This window comes from Bradyrhizobium sp. SZCCHNS1022, from assembly GCF_032484835.1.
Taxonomy (GTDB): domain Bacteria; phylum Pseudomonadota; class Alphaproteobacteria; order Rhizobiales; family Xanthobacteraceae; genus Bradyrhizobium.
Genome location: NZ_JAUETT010000001.1, coordinates 228,735 through 249,416 on the forward strand (window position 1 = coordinate 228,735; position 20,682 = coordinate 249,416).

20 protein-coding genes are annotated in these 20,682 nt (G+C 65.2%); 15 read left to right on the forward strand and 5 right to left on the reverse strand.

Annotation, left to right across the window (positions count from 1 at the left end; translation table 11 throughout):
• Positions 1-75 precede the first annotated feature (75 nt).
• Positions 76-1,260 (reverse strand): acyl-CoA dehydrogenase family protein, encoded by a 1,185-nt coding sequence (locus QX071_RS01040; protein WP_315702702.1) that lies wholly within the window; start codon positions 1,258-1,260, stop codon positions 76-78.
• 139 nt (positions 1,261-1,399) lie between these two features.
• On the opposite strand from QX071_RS01040, the gene QX071_RS01045 reads away from it, so the two are divergent.
• Complete coding sequence (locus QX071_RS01045) at positions 1,400-1,945, forward strand: carboxymuconolactone decarboxylase family protein (protein ID WP_315703168.1); 546 nt, start codon at positions 1,400-1,402, stop codon at positions 1,943-1,945.
• Positions 1,946-2,037: 92 nt separating this feature from the next.
• Here the strand turns inward: QX071_RS01045 and QX071_RS01050 are convergent, their stop codons facing one another.
• A complete protein-coding gene (locus QX071_RS01050) occupies positions 2,038-3,285 on the reverse strand; it encodes an MFS transporter (protein WP_315702701.1) in 1,248 nt (415 codons plus the stop codon).
• Between the two features lie 173 nt (positions 3,286-3,458).
• The gene (locus QX071_RS01055) at positions 3,459-4,154 is read right to left on the reverse strand and encodes a DUF938 domain-containing protein (RefSeq protein ID WP_315703167.1); all 696 of its coding nucleotides are present in this window, start codon (positions 4,152-4,154) and stop codon (positions 3,459-3,461) included.
• A gap of 140 nt (positions 4,155-4,294) precedes the next feature.
• Between QX071_RS01055 and soxX the strand changes: the two genes are divergently transcribed.
• The 8 genes from soxX to QX071_RS01095 all read left to right on the forward strand — a co-directional run bounded on the left by soxX (position 4,295) and on the right by QX071_RS01095 (position 11,810).
• The gene (gene soxX / locus QX071_RS01060) at positions 4,295-4,642 is read left to right on the forward strand and encodes a sulfur oxidation c-type cytochrome SoxX (RefSeq protein ID WP_315702700.1); all 348 of its coding nucleotides are present in this window, start codon (positions 4,295-4,297) and stop codon (positions 4,640-4,642) included.
• 25 nt (positions 4,643-4,667) lie between these two features.
• On the forward strand, positions 4,668-5,183 hold the full coding sequence (soxY, locus tag QX071_RS01065) for a thiosulfate oxidation carrier protein SoxY (protein WP_315702699.1): 516 nt from the start codon (positions 4,668-4,670) through the stop codon (positions 5,181-5,183).
• Positions 5,184-5,198: 15 nt separating this feature from the next.
• The gene (gene soxZ / locus QX071_RS01070) at positions 5,199-5,510 is read left to right on the forward strand and encodes a thiosulfate oxidation carrier complex protein SoxZ (protein WP_315702698.1); all 312 of its coding nucleotides are present in this window, start codon (positions 5,199-5,201) and stop codon (positions 5,508-5,510) included.
• Between the two features lie 15 nt (positions 5,511-5,525).
• A complete protein-coding gene (gene soxA, locus QX071_RS01075; RefSeq protein WP_315702697.1) occupies positions 5,526-6,380 on the forward strand; it encodes a sulfur oxidation c-type cytochrome SoxA in 855 nt (284 codons plus the stop codon).
• Positions 6,377-6,691: a hypothetical protein gene (locus QX071_RS01080; RefSeq protein WP_409977460.1), complete on the forward strand. Its 315-nt coding sequence runs from the start codon at positions 6,377-6,379 to the stop codon at positions 6,689-6,691. The genes soxA and QX071_RS01080 overlap by 4 nt, the downstream gene beginning before the upstream one ends.
• A 17-nt stretch (positions 6,692-6,708) precedes the next feature.
• Positions 6,709-8,457 (forward strand): thiosulfohydrolase SoxB, encoded by a 1,749-nt coding sequence (gene soxB / locus QX071_RS01085; protein WP_315702696.1) that lies wholly within the window; start codon positions 6,709-6,711, stop codon positions 8,455-8,457.
• A 155-nt stretch (positions 8,458-8,612) separates the two neighbouring features.
• Positions 8,613-9,842 carry an MFS transporter gene (locus QX071_RS01090; RefSeq protein WP_315702695.1) on the forward strand — a complete coding sequence of 410 codons (1,230 nt, stop codon included), beginning with the start codon at positions 8,613-8,615 and terminating at the stop codon, positions 9,840-9,842.
• Between the two features lie 249 nt (positions 9,843-10,091).
• On the forward strand, positions 10,092-11,810 hold the full coding sequence (locus tag QX071_RS01095; protein ID WP_315728204.1) for an N-acyl-D-amino-acid deacylase family protein: 1,719 nt from the start codon (positions 10,092-10,094) through the stop codon (positions 11,808-11,810).
• Positions 11,811-11,869: 59 nt separating this feature from the next.
• Here QX071_RS01095 and QX071_RS01100 read toward each other — a convergent pair whose 3' ends face one another.
• The gene (locus tag QX071_RS01100; RefSeq protein WP_409977461.1) at positions 11,870-13,183 is read right to left on the reverse strand and encodes an MFS transporter; all 1,314 of its coding nucleotides are present in this window, start codon (positions 13,181-13,183) and stop codon (positions 11,870-11,872) included.
• Between the two features lie 185 nt (positions 13,184-13,368).
• Here QX071_RS01100 and QX071_RS01105 point away from each other — a divergent pair, with 185 nt between their 5' ends.
• Genes QX071_RS01105 through QX071_RS01120 form a run of 4 tightly spaced genes read left to right on the forward strand, consistent with a single transcriptional unit; the run spans position 13,369 to position 17,973 of the window.
• Complete coding sequence (locus QX071_RS01105; RefSeq protein ID WP_315728201.1) at positions 13,369-14,022, forward strand: ABC transporter ATP-binding protein; 654 nt, start codon at positions 13,369-13,371, stop codon at positions 14,020-14,022.
• Positions 14,019-16,481 carry an ABC transporter permease gene (locus QX071_RS01110; RefSeq protein ID WP_315728199.1) on the forward strand — a complete coding sequence of 821 codons (2,463 nt, stop codon included), beginning with the start codon at positions 14,019-14,021 and terminating at the stop codon, positions 16,479-16,481. The genes QX071_RS01105 and QX071_RS01110 overlap by 4 nt, the downstream gene beginning before the upstream one ends.
• Positions 16,471-17,553 (forward strand): lipocalin-like domain-containing protein, encoded by a 1,083-nt coding sequence (locus QX071_RS01115; RefSeq protein ID WP_315728197.1) that lies wholly within the window; start codon positions 16,471-16,473, stop codon positions 17,551-17,553. The genes QX071_RS01110 and QX071_RS01115 overlap by 11 nt, the downstream gene beginning before the upstream one ends.
• Before the next feature lie 27 nt (positions 17,554-17,580).
• Positions 17,581-17,973 (forward strand): MAPEG family protein, encoded by a 393-nt coding sequence (locus QX071_RS01120; RefSeq protein ID WP_315703165.1) that lies wholly within the window; start codon positions 17,581-17,583, stop codon positions 17,971-17,973.
• Positions 17,974-18,033: 60 nt separating this feature from the next.
• On the opposite strand, the gene QX071_RS01125 is transcribed toward QX071_RS01120, so the two are convergent.
• A complete protein-coding gene (locus tag QX071_RS01125; RefSeq protein WP_315702689.1) occupies positions 18,034-19,221 on the reverse strand; it encodes an ABC transporter substrate-binding protein in 1,188 nt (395 codons plus the stop codon).
• 179 nt (positions 19,222-19,400) lie between these two features.
• Here QX071_RS01125 and QX071_RS01130 point away from each other — a divergent pair, with 179 nt between their 5' ends.
• Positions 19,401-20,150 carry a CBS domain-containing protein gene (locus tag QX071_RS01130; protein ID WP_315728195.1) on the forward strand — a complete coding sequence of 250 codons (750 nt, stop codon included), beginning with the start codon at positions 19,401-19,403 and terminating at the stop codon, positions 20,148-20,150.
• A gap of 10 nt (positions 20,151-20,160) precedes the next feature.
• Positions 20,161-20,463 (forward strand): cytochrome c, encoded by a 303-nt coding sequence (locus tag QX071_RS01135; RefSeq protein WP_315702687.1) that lies wholly within the window; start codon positions 20,161-20,163, stop codon positions 20,461-20,463.
• The last annotated feature ends 219 nt before the right edge of the window (positions 20,464-20,682 follow it).

Consider the following 20,682-nt stretch of genomic DNA (forward strand, 5'->3'; position numbering starts at 1 on the left):
CGTCTCGCAGAGACGAACCCGGAATCTCGAGGTTCCGGGTTCAGGCTTCGCCTGCCCCGGAACGACGGTGCGGCGCTACGCCCCCGGCAGATCCAGGATGCGCTTGGCGACGATGCCGAGCATCACTTCGGACGTGCCGCCTTCGATCGAATTGGCCTTGGTGCGGAGCCAGGCGCGCGGGCGGGCGCCCTCGCGCGAGCGGTCGCTTTCCCATTCCAGCGCATCGATGCCGCCGGCCGACATCAGAAGCTCGTAGCGGCGCTTGTTGAGCTCGGTGCCGTAATATTTCATTGCCGACGAGAAAGCCGGATGGCCCTGCCCCGCTTTGGCGAGATCGGTCATCCGTTCGGCCGCCGCCGCAAGCGCGGCCTCATCGACCTCGAACGTCGCGATCTGCCCGCGCAGCACCGCATCGTCGAGCCTGCCCTGGCCATCGCTGCCGATCGAGTCGGCGGCGATCTGGCCGAGCGGCCGGCCGGCGCTGCGCTCGCCCATGCCTGATATCATCGCGCGCTCGTGCTGCAGCAGATATTTGGCGACATCCCAGCCGCGGTTGATCTGGCCGACCACATTGGCCTTGGGCACGCGGACATTGTCGAAGAAGGTCTCGCAGAACGGCGAGCGGCCGGAGATCAACAGGATCGGCTTGGTGGAGACGCCCTTCGACGTCATGTCGAACAGGATGAAGCTGATGCCGTCGTGCTTCTTGGCCGCAGGATCGGTGCGCACCAGGCAGAAGATCCAGTCGGCGTAGTTGGCGTAGGACGTCCAGATCTTCTGGCCGTTGATGATGAAGTCCTCGCCATCGCTTGTCGCGCGGGTCTGCAGCGAAGCGAGATCGGAGCCGGCGTTCGGCTCCGAATAGCCCTGGCACCAGCGGATCAGGCCGGCCGTGATCTTTGGCAGATGTTCGCGCTTCTGCGCCTCGGTGCCGTATTTCAACAGCGCCGGGCCGAGCATCGAGATGCCGAACGACGTCAGCGGCGGCCGCGCGCCGATCTCAGTCATCTCCTGGCGCAGGATCTTGGCCTCCTCGCCGTCGAGCCCGCCACCGCCATATTCCTTGGGCCAGTGCGGCACGGTCCACCCTTTGTCGCGCATGCGCTCGAACCAGATGCGCTGCGGCTCGGAGGTGAATTTCGCGTTGCGGCCGCCCCAGAACGTGTCCTCTTCCGAGGTCATCGGCGTGCGCATCTCCGGCGGGCAATTGGCCTCCAGCCAGGCGCGCGTTTCGCGGCGGAATGTTTCGAGATCGGCCATCGGGCGTCCTCACGCGTTTCCATTGTCAAGATCGTTGGCCGAGACCTAAGCCCAAGGACCGGTTAAATTCAATATCGATGTTGCAGCGCGTGCGATGCTATCTGCAATGCTGACGATCGACATGATGGAGGAAACGGACGTGCGGCTGAAACTTCTTTCGCCAGGCGAAATGAGCGCGGAGCAACGGGCTATCTACGACGAGTCGATCGCGAGCAAGCGCGGCGCGCCACCGCCGCCGATGATGGCCTGGCTCAACAGTCCGGACATGGCGCGGCATGCGACCCGGCTCGGCGCCTTCCTGCGCTACGACACGGTATTGCCCGCAGCGCTCTCGGAGATCGCGATCCTGGTCACCGCACGGCATTGGACCGCGCATTACGAATGGTACGCGCATAAGCGGCTCGCGCTGCAGGGCGGGCTGGACATCAAGATCATCGACGATATCCGCGATCGCCGCACGCCTGCGTTCAGCGATCCCAAGGCGAAGATGATCTACGACGTCGCGAAATCACTGCACGAGGGTCACGGCCTGACGGATGCGCTCTACGCTGAGGCGAGCGCGCTGCTCGGCGAGCGCGGGCTGGTCGAGATCATCGGGCTGTGCGGCTACTATACGATGGTGTCGATGACGCTCAATGCGTTCGAGTTCGATCTGCCAGAGGGAGAAGTGTCGGAATTGAAGTGAAGTGCGGATAGCACCTCACCGAGGCGAAGGTGAACTCCCCTCCCCCCTTGCGGGGAGGAGAGCACGGCGGCACTGCTATGAGAGGTCGAACTTCACGGCCGAAAATCTGTGGAGACATCCACCGCCGCGAGCCGCGTGCGGCGTTTCGACGACCAGACCAGCGCCAGCACGCACAGCCCGAGCAGCACCGGCGGAAACACCACGAGGTTCACCGCCGACCAGCCGAAATTGGCGAGCAACTGACCGGAGGAAAACGAGCCCAGCGCCATCAACCCGAAGATCAGGAAATCGTTGAAGGCCTGCACCTTGTTGCGCTCGGACGGCGTATGCGTTTCCAGCACCAGCGCGGAGGCGCCGACGAAGCCGAAATTCCAGCCCACCCCGAGCATCACCAGAGTCGCCCAGAAATGCATGGCGGTGAGGCCCGACAACCCGATCATGGCGGCGACCGCCTCGCAGGCCAAGCCGACCGCGACGATGACAGGTGCGCCGAAGCGCGCTATCAGCGAGCCCGTAAAGAAGCTCGGGCCGTACATCGCCACAATGTGCCACTGCAGGCCGAAATTGGAATCGGACACGGTGAGCCCGCACATCTGCATGGCGAGCGGCGCCGAGGTCATCACCAGGTTCATCACGGGATAAGCGATGGTGCCGCACAGCGCGGCGGCGATGAAGCGTGGCTGGCGCACGATCTCGAGCAGCGGCCGTCCGCCATGCAGATCGGCCGGCGCAGGCTTGGGCATATCGACCCCGGCGACGATGGCCATCGCGACCAGCGCGATCGCGGCCTGCGCCAGATAGCTGAAGGCGAACAGATAAGGCTGCCAGACGTCCATGGTCCATTGCACGAGCTGTGGACCGAGCAGGCCCGCGAAGATGCCGCCCGCCATCACCCACGACACCGCCTTGGGCCGAAACGCCTCGCTGGCGCCATCGGCGGCGGCGAAGCGATAGGACTGCGCCACCGCGCCGTAGAGGCCGCCGAGAAAGGTCGCAACGCAGAACAGCGCGAACGAGCCGCGCAGGATCGCAAGCGAGCCGAGGACGCCGGTGATGACGCCGAATCCGGTGCCGATGACGAACGCGGCCCGGCGGCCGAAGCGCCGCGCAATCGCGCCGGTCGGGAGCGTGCCGACGGCGAGGCCGACCACATACATCGAGATCGGCACCGTGGCGAAGGCGACGCTAGGCGCGATGGTGGCACCGACGATGGCGCCAGTTGCAAAGATCACCGCCGAATTGGCGCCGGTCAGCGCTTGTGCCGCGGCGAGCCGCGCCACATTGCGCCGCGCGCGCGCGTCATCCGTGATCTCGTCGCCGTCTGCGATCAACTCGGTCATTCATCAGTCCACGCCAGGGGCCATTCGCCCGGTTTGCTTCCTTCCAGTAGCAGAAGGTTGGGTCCGAGCAACCGACCCGGACGGACGCGGGCCATGCCGCGGCCTGCGAGCTCATCCGGCTATCGGTATTTCACCCGAAGGCGCCGCCGCGTTTGAGCCATGTCAATCGGATGTCAATCGGGGGTCGCAGCACCATCGCTTCGCCCGAACACCAGAATCATGTTGTTGGCGGGCATGTCGACCGTCTCACGCAGCGCAAGGCCGCAGCGCGAGGCAAGCGCCTCGAGATCGACGATGTCGCGCACGCCCCATTCCGGATTGCCCTCGCGCAACGACGTATCGAACACTGCATTGCTGAGCGCGCTGTGCTTACCGGCGCGCTTGAACGGACCATAGAGAAACAACAGGCCGTCCGGCTGCAGCGCCTGCGCGCTGCCGGCGAACAGCCCTTCCGCCACCGACCATGGCGCGATGTGGATCACGTTGGCACAGAACACGGCGCGTAGCCCGGACGGGCCGCCATCGGCCTGCAGCCTGGCCCACCAGACGGGATCGGACAGATCGATCTGGCGCGGCGGCCGGATGTTCGGCAGGCCCGCATGCGCGCGCCAGGCCGCGATGCTCTTCAGGTGCTGCTCTTTGTAGTCGCTCGGCCACCAGATGATACCGGGGCTCTGCCCGGCGAAATAGACCACGTGCTGGCCGGTGCCGCTGCCGGCCTCGAGCACGTCGCCGGTCTGCTGGCCGAGGAAACGCGCCAGCACCGCCCAGATCGGCTGATGATTGCGGTGGAACGCCGCCGCATCCAGACGCCCGTCCGGTTCCACCCGCCGCCCGTCCTTGCCGAACTCGACCACATACTCCGCCACGGCCATCTCCTTTGGCGATCTCCTTTGTCCTTCAGCTTAACCGAACCGGCGGCGCAGGACAGGCAGCATTGCCAGCCGGTGGCCTTTATGCTTGTCAATCCCTATAGTATTGCGGTTCACCGAACGGGCTGGAACACACCTTGCTTTCACACGCGATCTCGACCACCGCCCTGGCGCTGGGCCTCTCCGTGCTTGCCGCCTCGGTCGCACAGGCCCAATCGGCGGTCAGCGAAGGCCAGAAGCTCGCCTTCGATCGCGGCAAAGGCAATTGCCTGACCTGTCACGAGATCAAGGGCGGCGATCTGCCCGGCTCGATCGGACCGAAGCTCGAGAACCTGAAGCTACGCTACGACCACAACGAGCTGGTTGCGATCCTCAAAGACGAGACCGCACGCAATCCGCAGACGGTAATGCCGCCGTTCGGCCGCAATCGCATCCTGACCGAGCAGGAGATCAACGCGATCGTCGATTTCCTGCAGACCCTCTGATCCCGAGAATTTGGAGAGATTTGAAATGACCGCCAGTTTGGGCTGCTCCGCCGAGCCGTTGGCGACGCGCCGCCTGATCCTCAAGGGCGCCGGCGCAGTGGCGCTGCTCGGCGTGGGCCAAACCCTGGGCCAAACCGCGTTCGGCTTTGCGCCCGCGTTTGCCGCGGCCAACGACGCCTATCCGGAAGACGCCTTCAAGCAGAAGAGCGCGAGCGAGGCCATCAAGCTGCTTTACGGCCGGGACCACGAGCCCTCCGACAAGATCAAGCTGGACGCGCCCGAAATCGCCGAGAATGGCGGCGTGGTGCCGATCGCGGTGACCACGACGCTTCCCGACGTCAGCTCGATCGCCTTCGTCGTCAGCGAGAACCCGTTTGCGCTGGCGGCCTCGTACAAGATCCCGGAAGGCACCATTCCGGCGGTATCGAACCGGCTGAAGATGGCCAAGACGAGCAATGTGATCGCGCTGGTCGAATCCGGCGGCAAGCTCTACAGCGTGACCAAAGAGGTCAAGGTCACCGTCGGCGGCTGCGGCGGATAGCTCAGGAGTTCAACGATGGCATCGAGCATCCGCGTGCGCGCGATCCAGAACGGCGAGGTCACGGACGTGCAGACCCTGATCCAGCACCCTATGGATACGGGCCTGGTCAAGGACCCCAAGGGCGAGCTGATCCCGGCGCATTTCATCCAGCGGCTCACCTTCGAGCACAATGGCAAGACGGTGTTCCTCGCCGACTGGGGCACTGCGGTCTCCAAAGACCCTTACGTGAAATTCGCCTTCAAGGGCGGCGCCAAGGGCGACGAGATCAAGGTGAGCTGGGTCGACAACAAAGGCGCAACCGACAGCCTGACCGCGAAGATCCAGTAGAGAAAACGGGTAGACATGCGTAGCCGCCTCGCTCTTCTCCTCCTGGCTGCCGCCTCGGCGCTCGTTGCGCTCGGCGCCAATGCGCCCGCCGCCGACCAGGTCGATCCCGCGGCGGATGCGAAGGCGTTCCAGGATTTCTTCCGCAAGAAATTTCCGAAGGTGAAGTTCGAGGACTTCGTCAACGGCCCGTACTCGATGAACGAGGACATGCGGAAGCAGTGGGAGGAGAAGGAGGAGTTCCCGCCCTACGAGTTCGCGCTGGAGGCCGGCAGGGAGAGGTTCGAAAAGCCGTTCAAGAACGGCAAGACCTACGCTGACTGCTTCCCGAACGGCGGCATCGGCATCCGCCAGAATTATCCCTATTTCGACGCCAACGAAGGCCAGGTCGTCACGCTCGAGCTCGCGCTCAACCGCTGCCGCGAGGCCAATGGCGAGGCGCCCTATTCCTACGTCAAGGACGAGATGGCCTCGCTCGCCGCCTACATGGCGTTCACCTCGCGCGGCAAGCCGTTCGACATCAAGATCCCCGACGATCCGCGCGCGCTCGAGGCTTATGAGAAGGGCAAGGAATATTTCTACACCCGACGCGGTCAGCTCAATTTCTCCTGTGCGAGCTGCCATGTGCAGAATCCCGGCGAGCGCATCCGCGCCGAGATCCTGGCGCCAGCGCTGGGCATCCTGAATGCGATGCCGATCTACCGCTCGGAATGGAGCGGCATGGGCACGATCAGCCGCCGCTTCACCACCTGCAACAGCCAGGTCCGCGGTGTGCCGCTGGAGCCGCAATCCGAGGAATATCGCGACCTCGAATATTATCTCTCCTACGTGTCGAACGGCCTGCCGATCTCGGGACCGGGAGCAAGACCATGAGCCGGGCCATGAAGTGCATCGCCTTCGCCGCGATCATGCTGACGGCCGCTGTCATGCCGGCCCGCGCGGCGACGGAAGCTGATTTCAAGGCGGCGCTTGCCGCGGCCGATGCCGCCGAGCAGGAAGCGGGCCGCTTGCGCAATCAATGGACCACGACGGAAGCCGCGCTTGCCGCCGCAAAAAAGGCAGCCGAGACTGGCAATTTCGATCAGGCCGTGAAATCGGCCGCGGAGGCCGAAGCGCTGGCCAGGGCCTCGATCTTCCAGGCGACCTCCGAAAAGCAGCGCTGGAAGGCGATGGAGATCCGCTAGGCGGCGGATGCAAGGCGATGACAGTTCGGCGCCGGGATGTTCTGAAACTTACTGCTGCCGCAGCCCTGGCCGCGCCGGCGCTGCTGCGCACTGCGCGGAGCGGCGAGACGGTCAGCCTCTACGACCTCGAACGCTTCGGCAATGCGCGCATCCTGCACCTCACCGATACCCATGCGCAGCTGAGGCCGGTCTATTTCCGCGAGCCCAGCGTCAATATCGGGATCGGCGCGATGTGGGGCCAGCCGCCGCATCTGGTCGAGCGCGCCTTCCTCGAGCGCTACGGCATCCGGCCTGACAGCGCCGAAGCCTACGCCTTCACCTCGTTCGAGTTCGAGAAGTCCGCGCCGCGCTTCGGCCGGCTCGGCGGCTTTGCGCATCTGAAAACGCTGGTCGACAAATTGCGCGGCGATGTCGGCGACCATCGCTCGTTGCTCGTCGACGGCGGCGACCTCTGGCAAGGCAGCGGGCTCGCCAACAGCATGCGCGGCGCCGACATGGTCGATGCCGCCAACCTGCTCGGCATCGAGGCGATGACCGGGCATTGGGAGTTCACTTATGGCGAGGCCACCTTGCGCGCCAATCTCGCCCGCTTCAAGGGCGAGTTCCTGGCGCAGAACGTATTCCTGACCGAAGAGGCGGCCTTCAACGACGCCAAGGCATTCGATCCGGCGACGCATCGCGTGTTCAAGCCCGCCATCGTCAAAGAGATCGGCGGTGCCCGCATCGCGGTGATCGGCCAGGCCTTTCCCTATGTTCCGGTCGCGCACCCGCGGCGCTTCACGCCGGACTGGACGTTCGGCATCCGCGAGGCGGAGCTGCAGACGCTGGTCGACGATCTCCGCGCCAAGGAAAAGGCCGACGTCGTGATCCTGCTGTCGCACAACGGCATGGATGTCGATCTCAAGCTCGCAAGCCGCGTCACCGGCATCGACGTCATCCTCGGCGGCCACACCCATGATGCGGTCCCGCAGCCGGTCGAGGTGAAGAATGCCGGCGGCGCGACGCTGGTGACCAATGCGGGCTCGAACGGCAAATTTCTGGGCGTGCTCGATCTCGAGATTGCCAAGGGCCATATCACCGACGTGCGCTACAGGCTGCTGCCGGTCTATTCGGAACTATTGAAGCCGGATCCGGCGATGCAGGCGCTGATCGATCAGCTGCAGCAGCCGCAGGTGGCAGCCTGGTCCGACCGGCTCACCACCACCGACCGCCTGTTGTATCGCCGCGGCAATTTCGAAGGCTCGATGGACGAATTGATCTGCGATGCGCTGCGCAGCGAACTCGACGCCGAGATCGCGTTCTCGCCGGGGTTCCGCTGGGGCCCCACGCTCCTGGCCGGCCAGCCCGTGACGACGGAGGATGTGCTGGCGCAGACCGCGATCACCTATGCCGAGACCTATCTCCAGGAGATGACGGGCGCTCAGATCAAGGACGTGATGGAAGACGTCTGCGACAACCTGTTCAATGCCGATCCCTATCTGCAGCAGGGCGGCGACATGATGCGGGTCGGCGGGCTCACCTATCGCTGCACCCCGACCGAGGCGATCGGCCGGCGCATCTCCGATCTCAAACGGAGCAATGGCCATGCGCTCCAACCGAACCGTCACTACAAGGTTGCAGGCTGGGCCTCGATGAACGAGCAAACCGGGAAACCGGTTTGGGACGTCGTCACGAGCTATCTCCGGTCCGGCGCGGTGTCGATCAGCGCACCTCAGGTCATGCTGAGCGGCGTTGACGGCAATCCAGGGCTGGCGAACGCCCAATAGGCACCCTCGCGCACGTGCCATGCACCCGCGTTCGTGGACAATGGGCCGCAATCGCCGATAGTGTGACGCATTGTCGCGCATGGCATGCAGGACCTGCCCGCTTGGACTTGCTGGCTCGCGTTCCGTGATGCGCCGGGAAGGAAACGGAAGAGTTCATGGCTGACGTTCTCGCCGCATCGCAACAGACCGAGGGCCTGCCGAAGGCAGCATCCTCGCTGCGGACGCTGGTGCTGGTCTCGCTCGCTCACTGGGTCAGCCACCTGCATATGCTCGTCCTGCCGATGCTGTTTCCGTTCCTGAAAGAGCGGCTCGGCGTCGGCTATGTCGAGCTCGGCTTTCCCTTGACGTTGTTCGCGGCGGTGTCAGCGCTGACGCAAGCGCCGGTCGGCTACCTGGTCGACCGTGCCGGGGCGCGGCGGATCCTGCTGCTCGGCCTCACCGTCGGCGGCCTGTCGCTCGCCATGCTCGGCGTCCATCTGAGCTATGCGAGCCTGATCGTCTCCGCCGTGCTGCTCGGGCTCGCCAACGCCGTCTATCACCCGTCCGACTACGCGCTGCTCGCGGCCCATATCGAAGAAAAGCGGATGGGCCGCGCCTTCGGCGTCCACACCTTCGCCGGCTATCTCGGCGGCGCGGTCGCGCCGGCGATCATGGCGGCGCTGGTGACTACGGTCGGCGGGTTCGGCGCCCTGATCGTGGCTGGCCTCGTCGGTCCCGTTGCGGCGCTGTTGCTCCTCCTCGGCAACGTGCCCGAAGTTCCGCCGCATCCGCATCATGTCGACGGAGTGAAGGTCGCGCAGCCGAACCTGCTGACGCCGCTGCTGATGCTCCTGACGATCTTCTTCATGCTGCTCAGCCTGTCCAATTCCGGCATCGCCAGCTTCGGCGTGGTGGCGCTGATGAACGGCTATGGCATCTCGTTCTCCAGCGCCAACATCGCGCTCACCGCCTTCCTCGGCGCCAGCGCCGTCGGCGTGCTCGCGGGTGGACATCTTGCCGACCGCATCCGTCATCACAATCTGGTCGCAGCCGTCGCCTACGCGATCAATACGGTGCTGGTGCTCGCGATCACCTTCCTGACCTTGCCGACAGTCCTGCTCACCGCTGTCATGCTGGTCGCCGGTTTCCTCAGCGGCGTGATCGCGCCTTCGCGCGACATGCTGGTGCGCAACGCGGCGCCCGCCGGCGCGGCGGGCCGCGCCTTCGGCATCGTCTCCACCGGCTTCAATTTCGCCGGCGTCGTCAGCCCGCTGCTGTTCGGCTGGATCATGGACATGAATGCGCCGCGCTGGGTGTTCGGCGCCTCCGTCGTCTTCATGCTGCTGACGATCGTGCTGGCGTTCTTCACCGAGCGCCCGGCGAAGGCGAAGACCGTCGAGGCGTAGCCCATCATTGCGCCCCCGGTTCCGCGCGAACGGGTGGCAGGCTCCCCCAAGCAATTCAGACGTAGGGTGGGCAAAGGCGCAAAGCGCCGTGCCCACCGCTCGACGCATCCCAGACTCAGCGGTGGGCACGCTTCGCTTTGCCCACCCTACGCACTGCGTGACACCGCAGCTCATCATTTCCCGCGTGTTGACATCCCCGGCAGTCGATCGATGATGTCAGACCAAGAACAACAACCGGGGAAGAACGCCATGACTCAGCAGCCGGATCTCGTCATTCGTGGCGGCACGATCGCGGATGGAACGGGCGGCGCGCTCTACGAGGCGGACGTCGCCATTGCCGCCGGCCGCATCAGCGAAGTCGGCAAGGTACAAGCCAAGGGCCGTGACGAGATCGATGCCAAAGGCAAGCTGGTCACGCCCGGCTTCGTCGACGTGCACACGCATTACGACGGCCAGGTGACCTGGACCGACGAGATCTCGCCCTCGTCGCAGAACGGCGTGACCACGGCGATCATGGGCAATTGCGGTGTCGGCTTCGCACCCTGCCGGCCGGCCGACCATCAGCGCCTGATCCAATTGATGGAAGGCGTCGAGGATATTCCCGAGCCGGTGTTGTCGGCCGGCATTCCCTGGGAATGGGAAAGCTTTCCCGACTACATGGATTGGCTGTCGAAGCGCAACTTCGACATGGATGTCGGTGCGCAGCTGCCGCATGCGGCGCTGCGCGTCTATGTGATGGGCGAACGCGGCGCGCGGCGCGATCCCGCAACGGCGGATGACAACCGGGCAATGGCCGCGCTGGCAGGCGAGGCCGTGCACGCAGGCGCGCTGGGATTTTCGACCTCGCGCACGCTCAACCACCGCACCTCGACCGGGGACTACACGCCGACGCTCAAGGCAGGCGAGGACGAGCTGACGGCAATCGCCGGCGCGATGCAGACGGCAGGCCGCAACGTGCTGCAATTCGTGCTCGACATCTCCACCATCCATGAAGATCTGCCGATGATGCTCCGCGTTGCGGAGACGACGCGCTGCCCGATCTCGTTCTCGGTGACGCAGAACGATCGCGCGCCGGAGCGGTGGCGGCAAACGCTCGCCGAGATCAATGCCGCCGCCGCGCGAGGCCTCTCGGTGACGACGCAGATCGCAGCGCGCCCGGTCGGCCTGCTGCTCGGGCTCGAACTGTCGCGCAATCCGCTGCAGACCCATCCGAGCTACCAGGCGATCGCGCATCTGCCTCTTGCCGAGCGCGTCGCGCGGATGCGGCAGAGCGAGGTACGCGCCGCGATCCTGAGCGAACAGGCGCGCGCGACTGACGATCCGCTGTTCTTCAGGCCGAATTACGACAAGATGTATCTGCTCGGCGATCCGCCGGACTACGAGCAGCCGCCGGAGAATGCGCTCGGTGCGAAGGCGCAGCGCTTGGGCCGCAGACCGGAAGAACTGGCCTATGATGCCATGCTGTCGGACAACGGCCGCGGCATGCTCTACGTGCCGTTCCTCAATTACGCCGATGGGAATCTCGATGCGACATTCGAGATGCTGCGCGATCCCAGCGCGGTGCCTGGCCTCAGCGATGGCGGTGCGCATTGCGGCATCATCTGCGATGCGAGCTTCCCGACCTATCTGCTTACGCATTGGACGCGCGACCGCAAGCGCGGCGAAAAGCTTTCAATCCCCTTCGTCGTGGCCGCGCAATCCCGCAAGACGGCCCTGTCGGTCGGACTCAGCGATCGCGGCCTGATTGCCCCCGGCTACAAGGCCGACGTCAATGTGATCGACTATGACCGGCTGCATCTGCATCCGCCGAAGGTGCATTACGACCTTCCCGTCGGCGGCCGCCGGCTGATGCAGCAGGTGGATGGTTACGAGGCCACGATCGTTTCCGGCGTGGTGACGAGGAGAAATGGAGAGGCGACCGGCGCCCATCCGGGCCGATTGATCAGGGGGGCGCAGGCGTTGAATTGAGGCGGGCGGCCTCAACAAGCTCGCTGTCGTTCCTGCGTTCGCAGGGACGACGGCAGTGATCACGCAAACTCCGGCGTAGTCTGCTGGGCCGTCTGCAACCGGGCGCGCTCGGTATTCGGCCAGAGCAGCGCCAGGCCAAGCAGGCCTGAAATCACTAGGATCACTGCATTGATGAGGTATCCCAGCAGGTAGCCATCGAGAAGGCTGGCGGCGTTCTGCACCACCTTGCCGACCACGTTCGGCGCGATGATGCCGGCCAGCGTATAGACCGCGCCATAGATCGCGATCGCGGCACCACGCTGGGTCACGGGGGTGAATTCGGCGATCATCAATGGACAGACCACGTAGATCGATCCGCTCAGCCCCGCTCCGACCACGAGCAGTGCGATCTGCGTGGCGGCACCGCTGCTGTAAGGCATCAGCGACATGATCAGGCCGCCGACGACCAACGGCGCGGCTCCGAGCACGCCCCGCGCGATGCGGGTGGAATGGCCGCGCGCCATCAGCACCTGCGACAGCCAGCCCGTCGCGAGAACGATGGTCGCACCGAAGAGCCACGGCAGCACCGAGATGAGGCCGGCTTTTTCCTGGCTGAAGCCGAGACCCTTGATCAGGAACGGCGTGAACCAGGTGAGTCCGATCGACAGCGCCCAATAGGCACCGAAGCTCGAAGCCACGCAGCCGATGAAGGTGCGCGACAGCAGCAACTGCGCATAGGAAACGCGCGCATCCGATGCCGCGACCACCTCGCTTTCGCCGAGCGGCCCTTCCTTGCCGACCACGAACCAGGCACCGGCCCACAGCAGCCCGACCAGTCCAAGTGCACCGAACGCGTAGTGCCAGCCGTAGCGAACGATGACAAAATTCAAGGCCGGCACCGCGATGATCACGCCGAAGGCCGAGCCTTGGGTCAGGATCGCGGTCGGCAGCGCGCGCTTCTCGTCGGGGAACCACTTGTAGATCGCATGCATGGCGACCGATGCGGCCGGACCTTCGCCCGCGCCAAGGACGATGCGGCAGACGAGCAGAGTCGCGAGCCCGACCTCGCCGACCATCGGAAGCTGGGCCAGCGCCCAGATCAGTGCCAGAACCAGCAAGACCCAGCGTGTGGCAATGCGGTTCACGGCAAAGCCGACGACGATGGCCGACAGCGAAAACAGGAAGAAGAACGAGGAGCCCAACAGGCCGAACTGTTCGGCATCGAGCTTGAGATCCGTCATGATCGGCACGCCAGCCAATCCCACCACGATCTTGTCGGCGAAGTTCACGACCATGAACAGAAACAGGAGCCATGTGATCGTCCAGGCGCCTTTCGGAGTCTGCTTGGGCGTCCCCATCCGTGTGGCTGCGGTCATGTTCCCTCCCCGGCTCATCTCTTGTTCGCCCCGTCGGTCGGGCGTTCGTATGCTACGCACGGGACGATCAGGCTTGCAATGTCGCTGCTCGCAACCATGACTCACGGGAATACCGACAAGCAGGCAAATTTGACTGCCGGGGCCGTGATCTTGCACTGCGGCCTTGCTATATGCCGTGACGCAAAAAAATCGGCGAATGGATCGTGCTAAGCGTTCGAAACCTGTTCAAGACCTATCGCTCGGCCGGCGAGCCGATCAGCGTTCTCCGCGGCGTCGATCTCGACGTTGGACGTGGCGAACGCGTCGCACTCACCGGCGAATCCGGCTCCGGCAAGAGCACGCTTTTGCACCTCATCGCGGGGCTCGACGCAGCCGATAGCGGCGAGATCATGCTGGAGGGTGTCTCGATCGGTGCGTGCGATGATGCCGAGCGTGCGGCGCTGCGGCGCGAACGACTGGGATTGGTGTTCCAGCAGTTCAACCTGGTGCCGAGCCTGTCGGTGGCCGATAATCTCAGCTTCCAGGCGCGCTTGGCCGGGCGACACGATGCGGCATGGCACACCGAACTGGTGGAACGGCTCGGACTCGCCGCCGTCTTGAAGCGTTATCCCGAGCAGCTCTCCGGCGGCCAGCAGCAGCGCGTCGCGATCGGCCGCGCACTCGCGGTGAAGCCGCAGTTGCTGCTTGCCGATGAGCCGACCGGCAATCTCGACGAGGCCACCGCCGACGAGGTGATGACGTTGACGCGAGACCTGGTGGCGCGCACCGGCTGCGGCTTTCTGATGGTGACGCACAGCACGCGGCTGGCCGCAATGCTCGACCGCAGCGTCAATCTCCACGCTGGGCGCGTCGTATGACGCGCGCGCTCTGGATCCTGGCCGTGCTGCTCAGCCATTGGCGGCGGCATCCGATGCAGCTCGCCACCCTGCTGATCGGGTTGATTTCGGCGACCGCACTGTGGAGCGGCGTGCAGGCGCTGAACCTGGAGGCGCGCCAGTCCTATGACCGGGCGGCCGCGATCTTCGGCGGCGCGCGCACGCCGATGCTGGTCAGCGGCGACGGCAGAACCTTCCCGCAGAGCTTGTTCGCCGCGCTGCGCCGCGCCGGCTGGCCGGTGTCGCCGGTGGTGGAAGGGCGCGTGCAGATCGAGGGCCGTTCGGTACGGCTGCTCGGCATCGAGCCGATCTCGCTTCCAAGCGAGGTGGGCAATGCACCGACCCTCGGCCGCAGCGATCTGGAGACCTTCCTCACTCCGCCGGGACAGACCCTGATCGCACCGGAGACGCTGGCCGATCTCGGGCTCAAGGATGGCACCACGCCGCGCCTGAGCAATGATGCGACACTGCCGCCACTCAAGCTGCAGCCGCAGCTTGCGCCCGGCGTGCTGGTGCTCGACATCGCCGCCGCCCAGAAGCTGCTCGAGAAGCCGGATCAACTCTCGCGACTCCTGGTCGGCAGCAGCACAAGCCCACGGCAACCGCTGCAGCAGGTCGTCGGCGACCGGCTGCAGCTGGTGCAGCCCGATGCCGAGACCGATCTCGAACGGCTCACCGACAGCTTCCACCTCAACCTCACCGCCTTCGGCCTGCTCTCGTTCGTCGTCGGCCTCTTCATCGTCAATTCCGCGACCGGCCTTGCCTTCGAGCAGCGGCTGCCGATGTTGCGAACCCTGCGCGCCTGCGGCGTGTCGGCGCGGCAGCTCAATGCGGTATTGATCACCGAGTTGATCGTCCTCGCGCTCGCGGCTGGCCTCATCGGCCTTGTCTGCGGCTATGTCATCGCCGCCGCGTTGCTGCCGAACGTCGCCGCTTCGCTTCGCGGCCTTTATGGCGCGCAGGTCCCGGGCGAATTGAGCCTGCAGCCGCAATGGTGGTTCGCAGGACTGGCCATCAGCATCATCGGAGCGATCGCGGCCGCGGCAACCAGCCTGGTCAAGGCGCTGCGGCTGCCGATCCTCAGCTCAGCCCAGGCCCATGCGTGGCAGGAGGCGCAACGGCGCTGGCTCAGGCTGCAGAGCGCGGTGGCGCTCGTCATCTTCGCAATCGCGGCCCTGCTGCTCTGGCTCGGCCAGTCGCTGCTCGCCGGCTTCGGCGTGCTCGCCGCCTTGATGCTGGGCGCCGCGCTGCTGCTGCCATCCATCCTGGAATTGGTCTTGCGGCTCGGCGAGCGCGGCGCACGCCAGGCGCTGGCGCAATGGTTCTGGGCCGACAGCCGGCAGCAGATCTCCGGCCTGTCGCTGGCGCTGATGGCCTTGCTGCTCGCGCTCGCGGTCAATGTGGGCGTCTCCACAATGGTGGAGACCTTCAGCCGGACCTTCCTGGTCTGGCTCGACGGCCGGCTCGCGGCGGACATCTACATCAGCCCGGCGGATGAAACGCAGGCACGCGCGATCCAGAGCTGGCTGCGCGCGCGCCCCGAGGTCAAGGCCGTGCTGCTCGGCGGCCGCGCCGAGACGCAGATCGCCGGCGCGCCGGTCGATGTCCTCGGCCTGCCGGATCATGCGACCTATCGCGATCACTGGCCGCTGCTGCAATCGGCTGCCGGTGCCTGGAAGCGGCTGGTGCCGGGCGATGCCGGCTTCGTCAGCGAGCAATTGTCGCGCCGTCTCAATCTGTCGATCGGAGATCACATCGAGATAGCAGCGCCGGGCGGCGAATGGGCTATCGAGATCGCCGGCATCTATGCCGACTATGGCAATCCCAAGGGCCAGATCGCCGTGAATGTCGCGGCCTTGAGCCGCCGCTTTCCGGCGGCGCCGCTGACGCGGATGGCGGTGCGCGCCGATCCCGCCGATGTCCCGACGCTGATCGCCGCGCTCTCGAGCCAGTTCGGCCTCGACGGCCGCAATTTGTTGGACCAGGCGAGCGTGAAGCAGGAATCGAAGCAGATCTTCAACCGCACCTTCGCGGTGACCGGTGCGCTGAATGCATTCACCCTCGGCGTTGCCGGAGTGGCGCTATTGACGAGCCTGTTGACGCTCGCCAACGCCCGTCTGCCGCAGCTCGCGCCGCTGTGGGCGATCGGGCTGACGCGGCGGCGGCTGGCGCTGATCGAGCTGCTCAAGACGTTGTCGGTCGCGACGATCACGGCGCTACTGGCGCTGCCGCTCGGCCTCGTGGTGGCATGGTGCCTGATCGCGATCGTCAATGTGAAGGCGTTCGGCTGGCGCCTGCCGTTCGACGTCTTCCCGCTGCAACTGATCCGGCTGCTGATCGTGGCGTTGCTGGCAGCCGTCGCCGCATCCTTGCTGCCGGTGCTGCGACTGGCGCGCATGCAGCCGGCCGATCTCGTGAGGGTCTTCACCATTGAGCGCTGATCTCATGCTCACTCGTCGTGCCTTCACCGGCGGCGCCGCGCTGCTCGGCCTCGTGGGGACTGCCCGCGCACAAGGCTTCGCCGGCCTGAGCGAGAGCGCCAAAGGCTTTGCGCAAGTGCTGCCCGGCAGGCAATTCACCTTTCCCGCCGATCACGGAGCCCATCCCGACTTCCGCATCGAATGGTGGTACGTGACCGCGAACCTGACGGATGCTGCCGGCAAGGCTTACGGCGTGCAGTGGACCTTGTTCCGCCAAGCGGCGCGCCCGGGGCCGCAAGGCGAGGGCTGGGAAAACCAGCAGCTCTGGATGGCGCATGCGGCGGCGACGCGCGCTGACAGTCACCGCACGGCGGAGAAATTCGCGCGCGGCGGCGTCGGCCAGGCCGGCGTCATCGCCAAGCCGTTTCAGGCCTGGATCGACGATTGGCAGATGGGCGGCACCGAGCGCACCGACGCAGCCTCACTCGCGCCGCTCGACCTGTCAGCGACGACGGCGGGTTTTTCCTACGCGCTGCATCTAGAAGCGGATCGGCCCGTCGTGCTGCAGGGCGATCACGGCTACAGCAGGAAATCCGAGCGCGGCCAGGCCTCCTATTACTACAGCCAGCCGTTCTATCGCGCCCGCGGGAATCTCAGCTTCGACAACCAGGCGGTTGAAGTCTCAGGCGTCGCCTGGCTCGACCGCGAATGGAGCAGCCAGCCGCTCGCGCCCGACCAGAGCGGCTGGGACTGGTTTGCGCTGCATTTTGCCTCCGGCGAGAAGCTGATGCTGTACCGGATGCGGCAGAACGATGGCAACTACACGTCGGGCACCTGGATCGGCACGGATGGCCAGACGCAGCCGCTCGGCCCCGACGGCATCGTCATGACGCCGAAGGACACCGTCGAGATCGCCGGCCGCAAGCTTCCCGTGCGCTGGCGCATCGAGATCGCCTCGCTCTCGATCGGCATCGACAGCGTCCCGCTCAATCCGAACGCCTGGATGGCCACCAGCGTGCCCTATTGGGAAGGCCCGATCAGCTTCACCGGCAGTCACCAGGGGGTAGGCTATCTCGAGCTGACCGGATATTGAGAGCGCGCATCAATGGGGATCGACACGATGTATCACTTCACCGCACTCGTCACCGTGCTGGCCGTCCTGCTCTATTTCTACACTGGCATCCGCGTCGCGAAGGCGCGCCGCACCTTCGGCATCAAGGCACCGGCGACCGCAGGTAACCCGGATTTCGAGCGCGTCTTCCGCGTGCAGATGAACATGCTGGAATGGATGCCGATCTTCCTGCCCGCCCTTTGGCTGTTTGCGATCTATGTCAGCGACGGCTTTGCCGCGCTGATCGGGCTGGTGTGGATCGTCGGCCGGGCAATGTACATGCGCGGCTATGCGGAAGCGGCGGAAAAGCGGCGGCCGGGCTTCGCGACCCAGGCGCTGGCGACCTTCGCACTGCTGCTCGGTGCGCTGGTGGCAATCGTCGGGCAGATCGCGCACGGCTGACCGCGCAGCCCAGCTGTCGTCCTGGCTTTCGCCGGGGCGACAGCTGTTTGTGTTACGACGTCACTTCGTCAGCGGACAGCCACTTTCCTTGGCCGAGAAGAACGCCTTGTCGCCGGGAACGGTCGCGATCAGCTTGTAGTAGTCCCACGGCTTCTTCGACTCCGACGGCGACTTGACCTCGAACAGATACATGTCGTGCACCATGCGGCCGTTCTCCTGCACCTTGCCTTGCGCGAAGGCGTCATCGACCGGAAGCTCCTTGAGCTTCTTGGCCACGGCGTCGGAGTCCTTGGTGCCGGCGGCCTTGACCGCCTTCAGATAGGACAGCGTCGCCGAATAGGTGCCAGCATGGATCATGCTCGGCATCCGCCCGGTGCGCTTGAAGAAGCGCTCCGAGAAGGCACGTGCCTTGTCGTCATGATCCCAATAGAAGCCTTCGGTCAGGACCAGCCCCTGAGCTGCTTCGAGCCCGAGACCATTCACCTCGGCGAGCGTCATCAACAGCCCTGCGAGCTTCTGGCCGCCCTTGACGATGCCGAATTCGGCCGCCTGCTTGATCGAATTGGTGGTGTCGAGCCCGGCATTCGCCAGCCCGATGATCTTGGCCTTCGAGCTCTGCGCCTGCAGCAGGAAGGACGAGAAGTCGGACGAATTGAGCGGGATGCGCACCGAGCCGAGCACCTTGCCGCCCTTGGCCTTGACGATGTCGCTGGTGTCCTTCTCCAGCGCGTAGCCGAAGGCATAATCCGCGGTCAGGAAGAACCAGCTGTCGCCGCCTGCCTCCACCAGCGCGCCGCCCGTGCCCACTGCGAGTGCATGGGTATCGAAGGCCCAGTGGAAACCGTACGGCGTGCAGGCATCGCCGGTGATGCGCGACGTCGCAGCACCGACCACGATGTCGATCTTTTTCTTCTCCGCCGACAATTCCTGCACCGCGAGCGCGACCGATGACGTCGTCAGCTCCGTGATCATGTCGACGCCTTCGGTGTCATACCAGCGCCGCGCGATCGAGGTGGCGAGATCGGGCTTGTTCTGGTGATCGGCGGTGACCAGCTCGACTTTCTGCCCCAGGACTTCGCCGCCGAAATCCTCGATCGCCATCTTGGCGGCCTCGACCGAATATTTGCCGCCGTAATCGGCATAGACGCCGGACTGATCGTTGAGGATGCCGATCTTGACCTGAGCCGATGCTGGCGCGGCCATCAAAAGGGCTCCGACCGCGGCAAAAGCCAACAAGCTCGATTTCATCAGTTTTTCTCCCAGCCATTTTGTTCTGAAATGCCGTTCCCTTGAGAACGCGATCCCGATGTTACGGCATAATGCCGGCGCCGCACACCCCTTCCCGCTTGATCCCGGTCAAGCCGGGGGGGCCTGACATTCGGTATTGATCGCACCGTGACGGAATCGGAATACGCGGAAGAGCGAAGATGCGCGCCCATCAGATCATGAGTCGATCGGTGATAACCGTCACGCCGGGTACGCCGATCGTGGATGCGGCCAAGGTCATGCTGCGCAATCACGTCGGGAGCCTGCCGGTGGTCGACGCGGCCGGAAAGCTGGTCGGCATCGTCACCGACGGCGACTTCATCCGCCGCGCCGAAATCGGCACCGACCGCAAGCCCGGCCGCTGGCTCGGCCTGCTGGTTGGGCGTGGGCGACTGAACGCCGATTTCGTCCGCTCCCACGGCCGGACCGTCGGCGAAATCATGACGCCGGACCCGGTCACGGTCGACGAGAATGCCACGCTGCCCGACATCGTCCGGACCATCGAGGCCAAGCACATCAGGCGGTTGCCGGTGGTCCGCGGTGGCCGGCTGGTCGGCATCGTGAGCTATCGCGACTTCGTCCAGCCCATCGCGGATATCGCGTCCGAGCTTCCGGGCCCGACGCCCGACGACGACCTGCTGCGTAGCCAGATCCTGGATGCGCTGGGTCAAGCGGCCTGCAAGGCTTGTCGTCTCAACGTCCTGGTCCGCGACGGCGTCGCCTATCTCAACGGCGCAGTCCGCGATGCCAGGGAGCGGCAGGCCGCCATCGCGGCGACGAAGAGCGTGCCTGGCGTCAAGGATGTCCGCGACTCCATGTGGATCTACCCGCCGGCAGAAGAGGATCTTGGCGGCGGCGATATCGTCTCGCTGCAGGAGGAGCCGCCGACCGAGGACGATCAGCCGCTGTGAGGAGGTGCCTATGCGACTTGCTTCCCTCGGCCTCGTCATCGCGCTTGCTGCAGCCGGATCGGCAACGGCAGAGGACCTCGACCACGGGCGGCGGCTCGCCGAGCGCTGGTGCGCCGAGTGTCACGCGGTCGCCGACAAGCCGACTAGGTTCCGACGCTCCCTGCCGTTCGCCGCGATCGCGGCCAAGGACGGCGTGACCCTGGAGACACTCACCGCATTCCTGTTGCTGCCGCATGCAACGATGTCGAATGCGCCGCTTAGCCGGCAGGACGCCGCTGACCTTGCCGCCTACATCATGGCATTGAAGAAATAAGTCATCACAACCTGAAATAAGGTCGCAGCCCATCAGCTCGCGTGAAGGTCGCGCAGCCGATTCATTTCCCGTTGTAAGGAACAAACCGGCGCTTAACGCGTTTGGTGTCAGTTCGCGGAAGGTGGCCCGAAGGCTCCCATCAGTTCCGTGCCAGCAAATGACCGCCTGGTGCGGCGAATTTGCAGTTCCGATCAGTTGGGCCGCACCCCCGCCATCGGA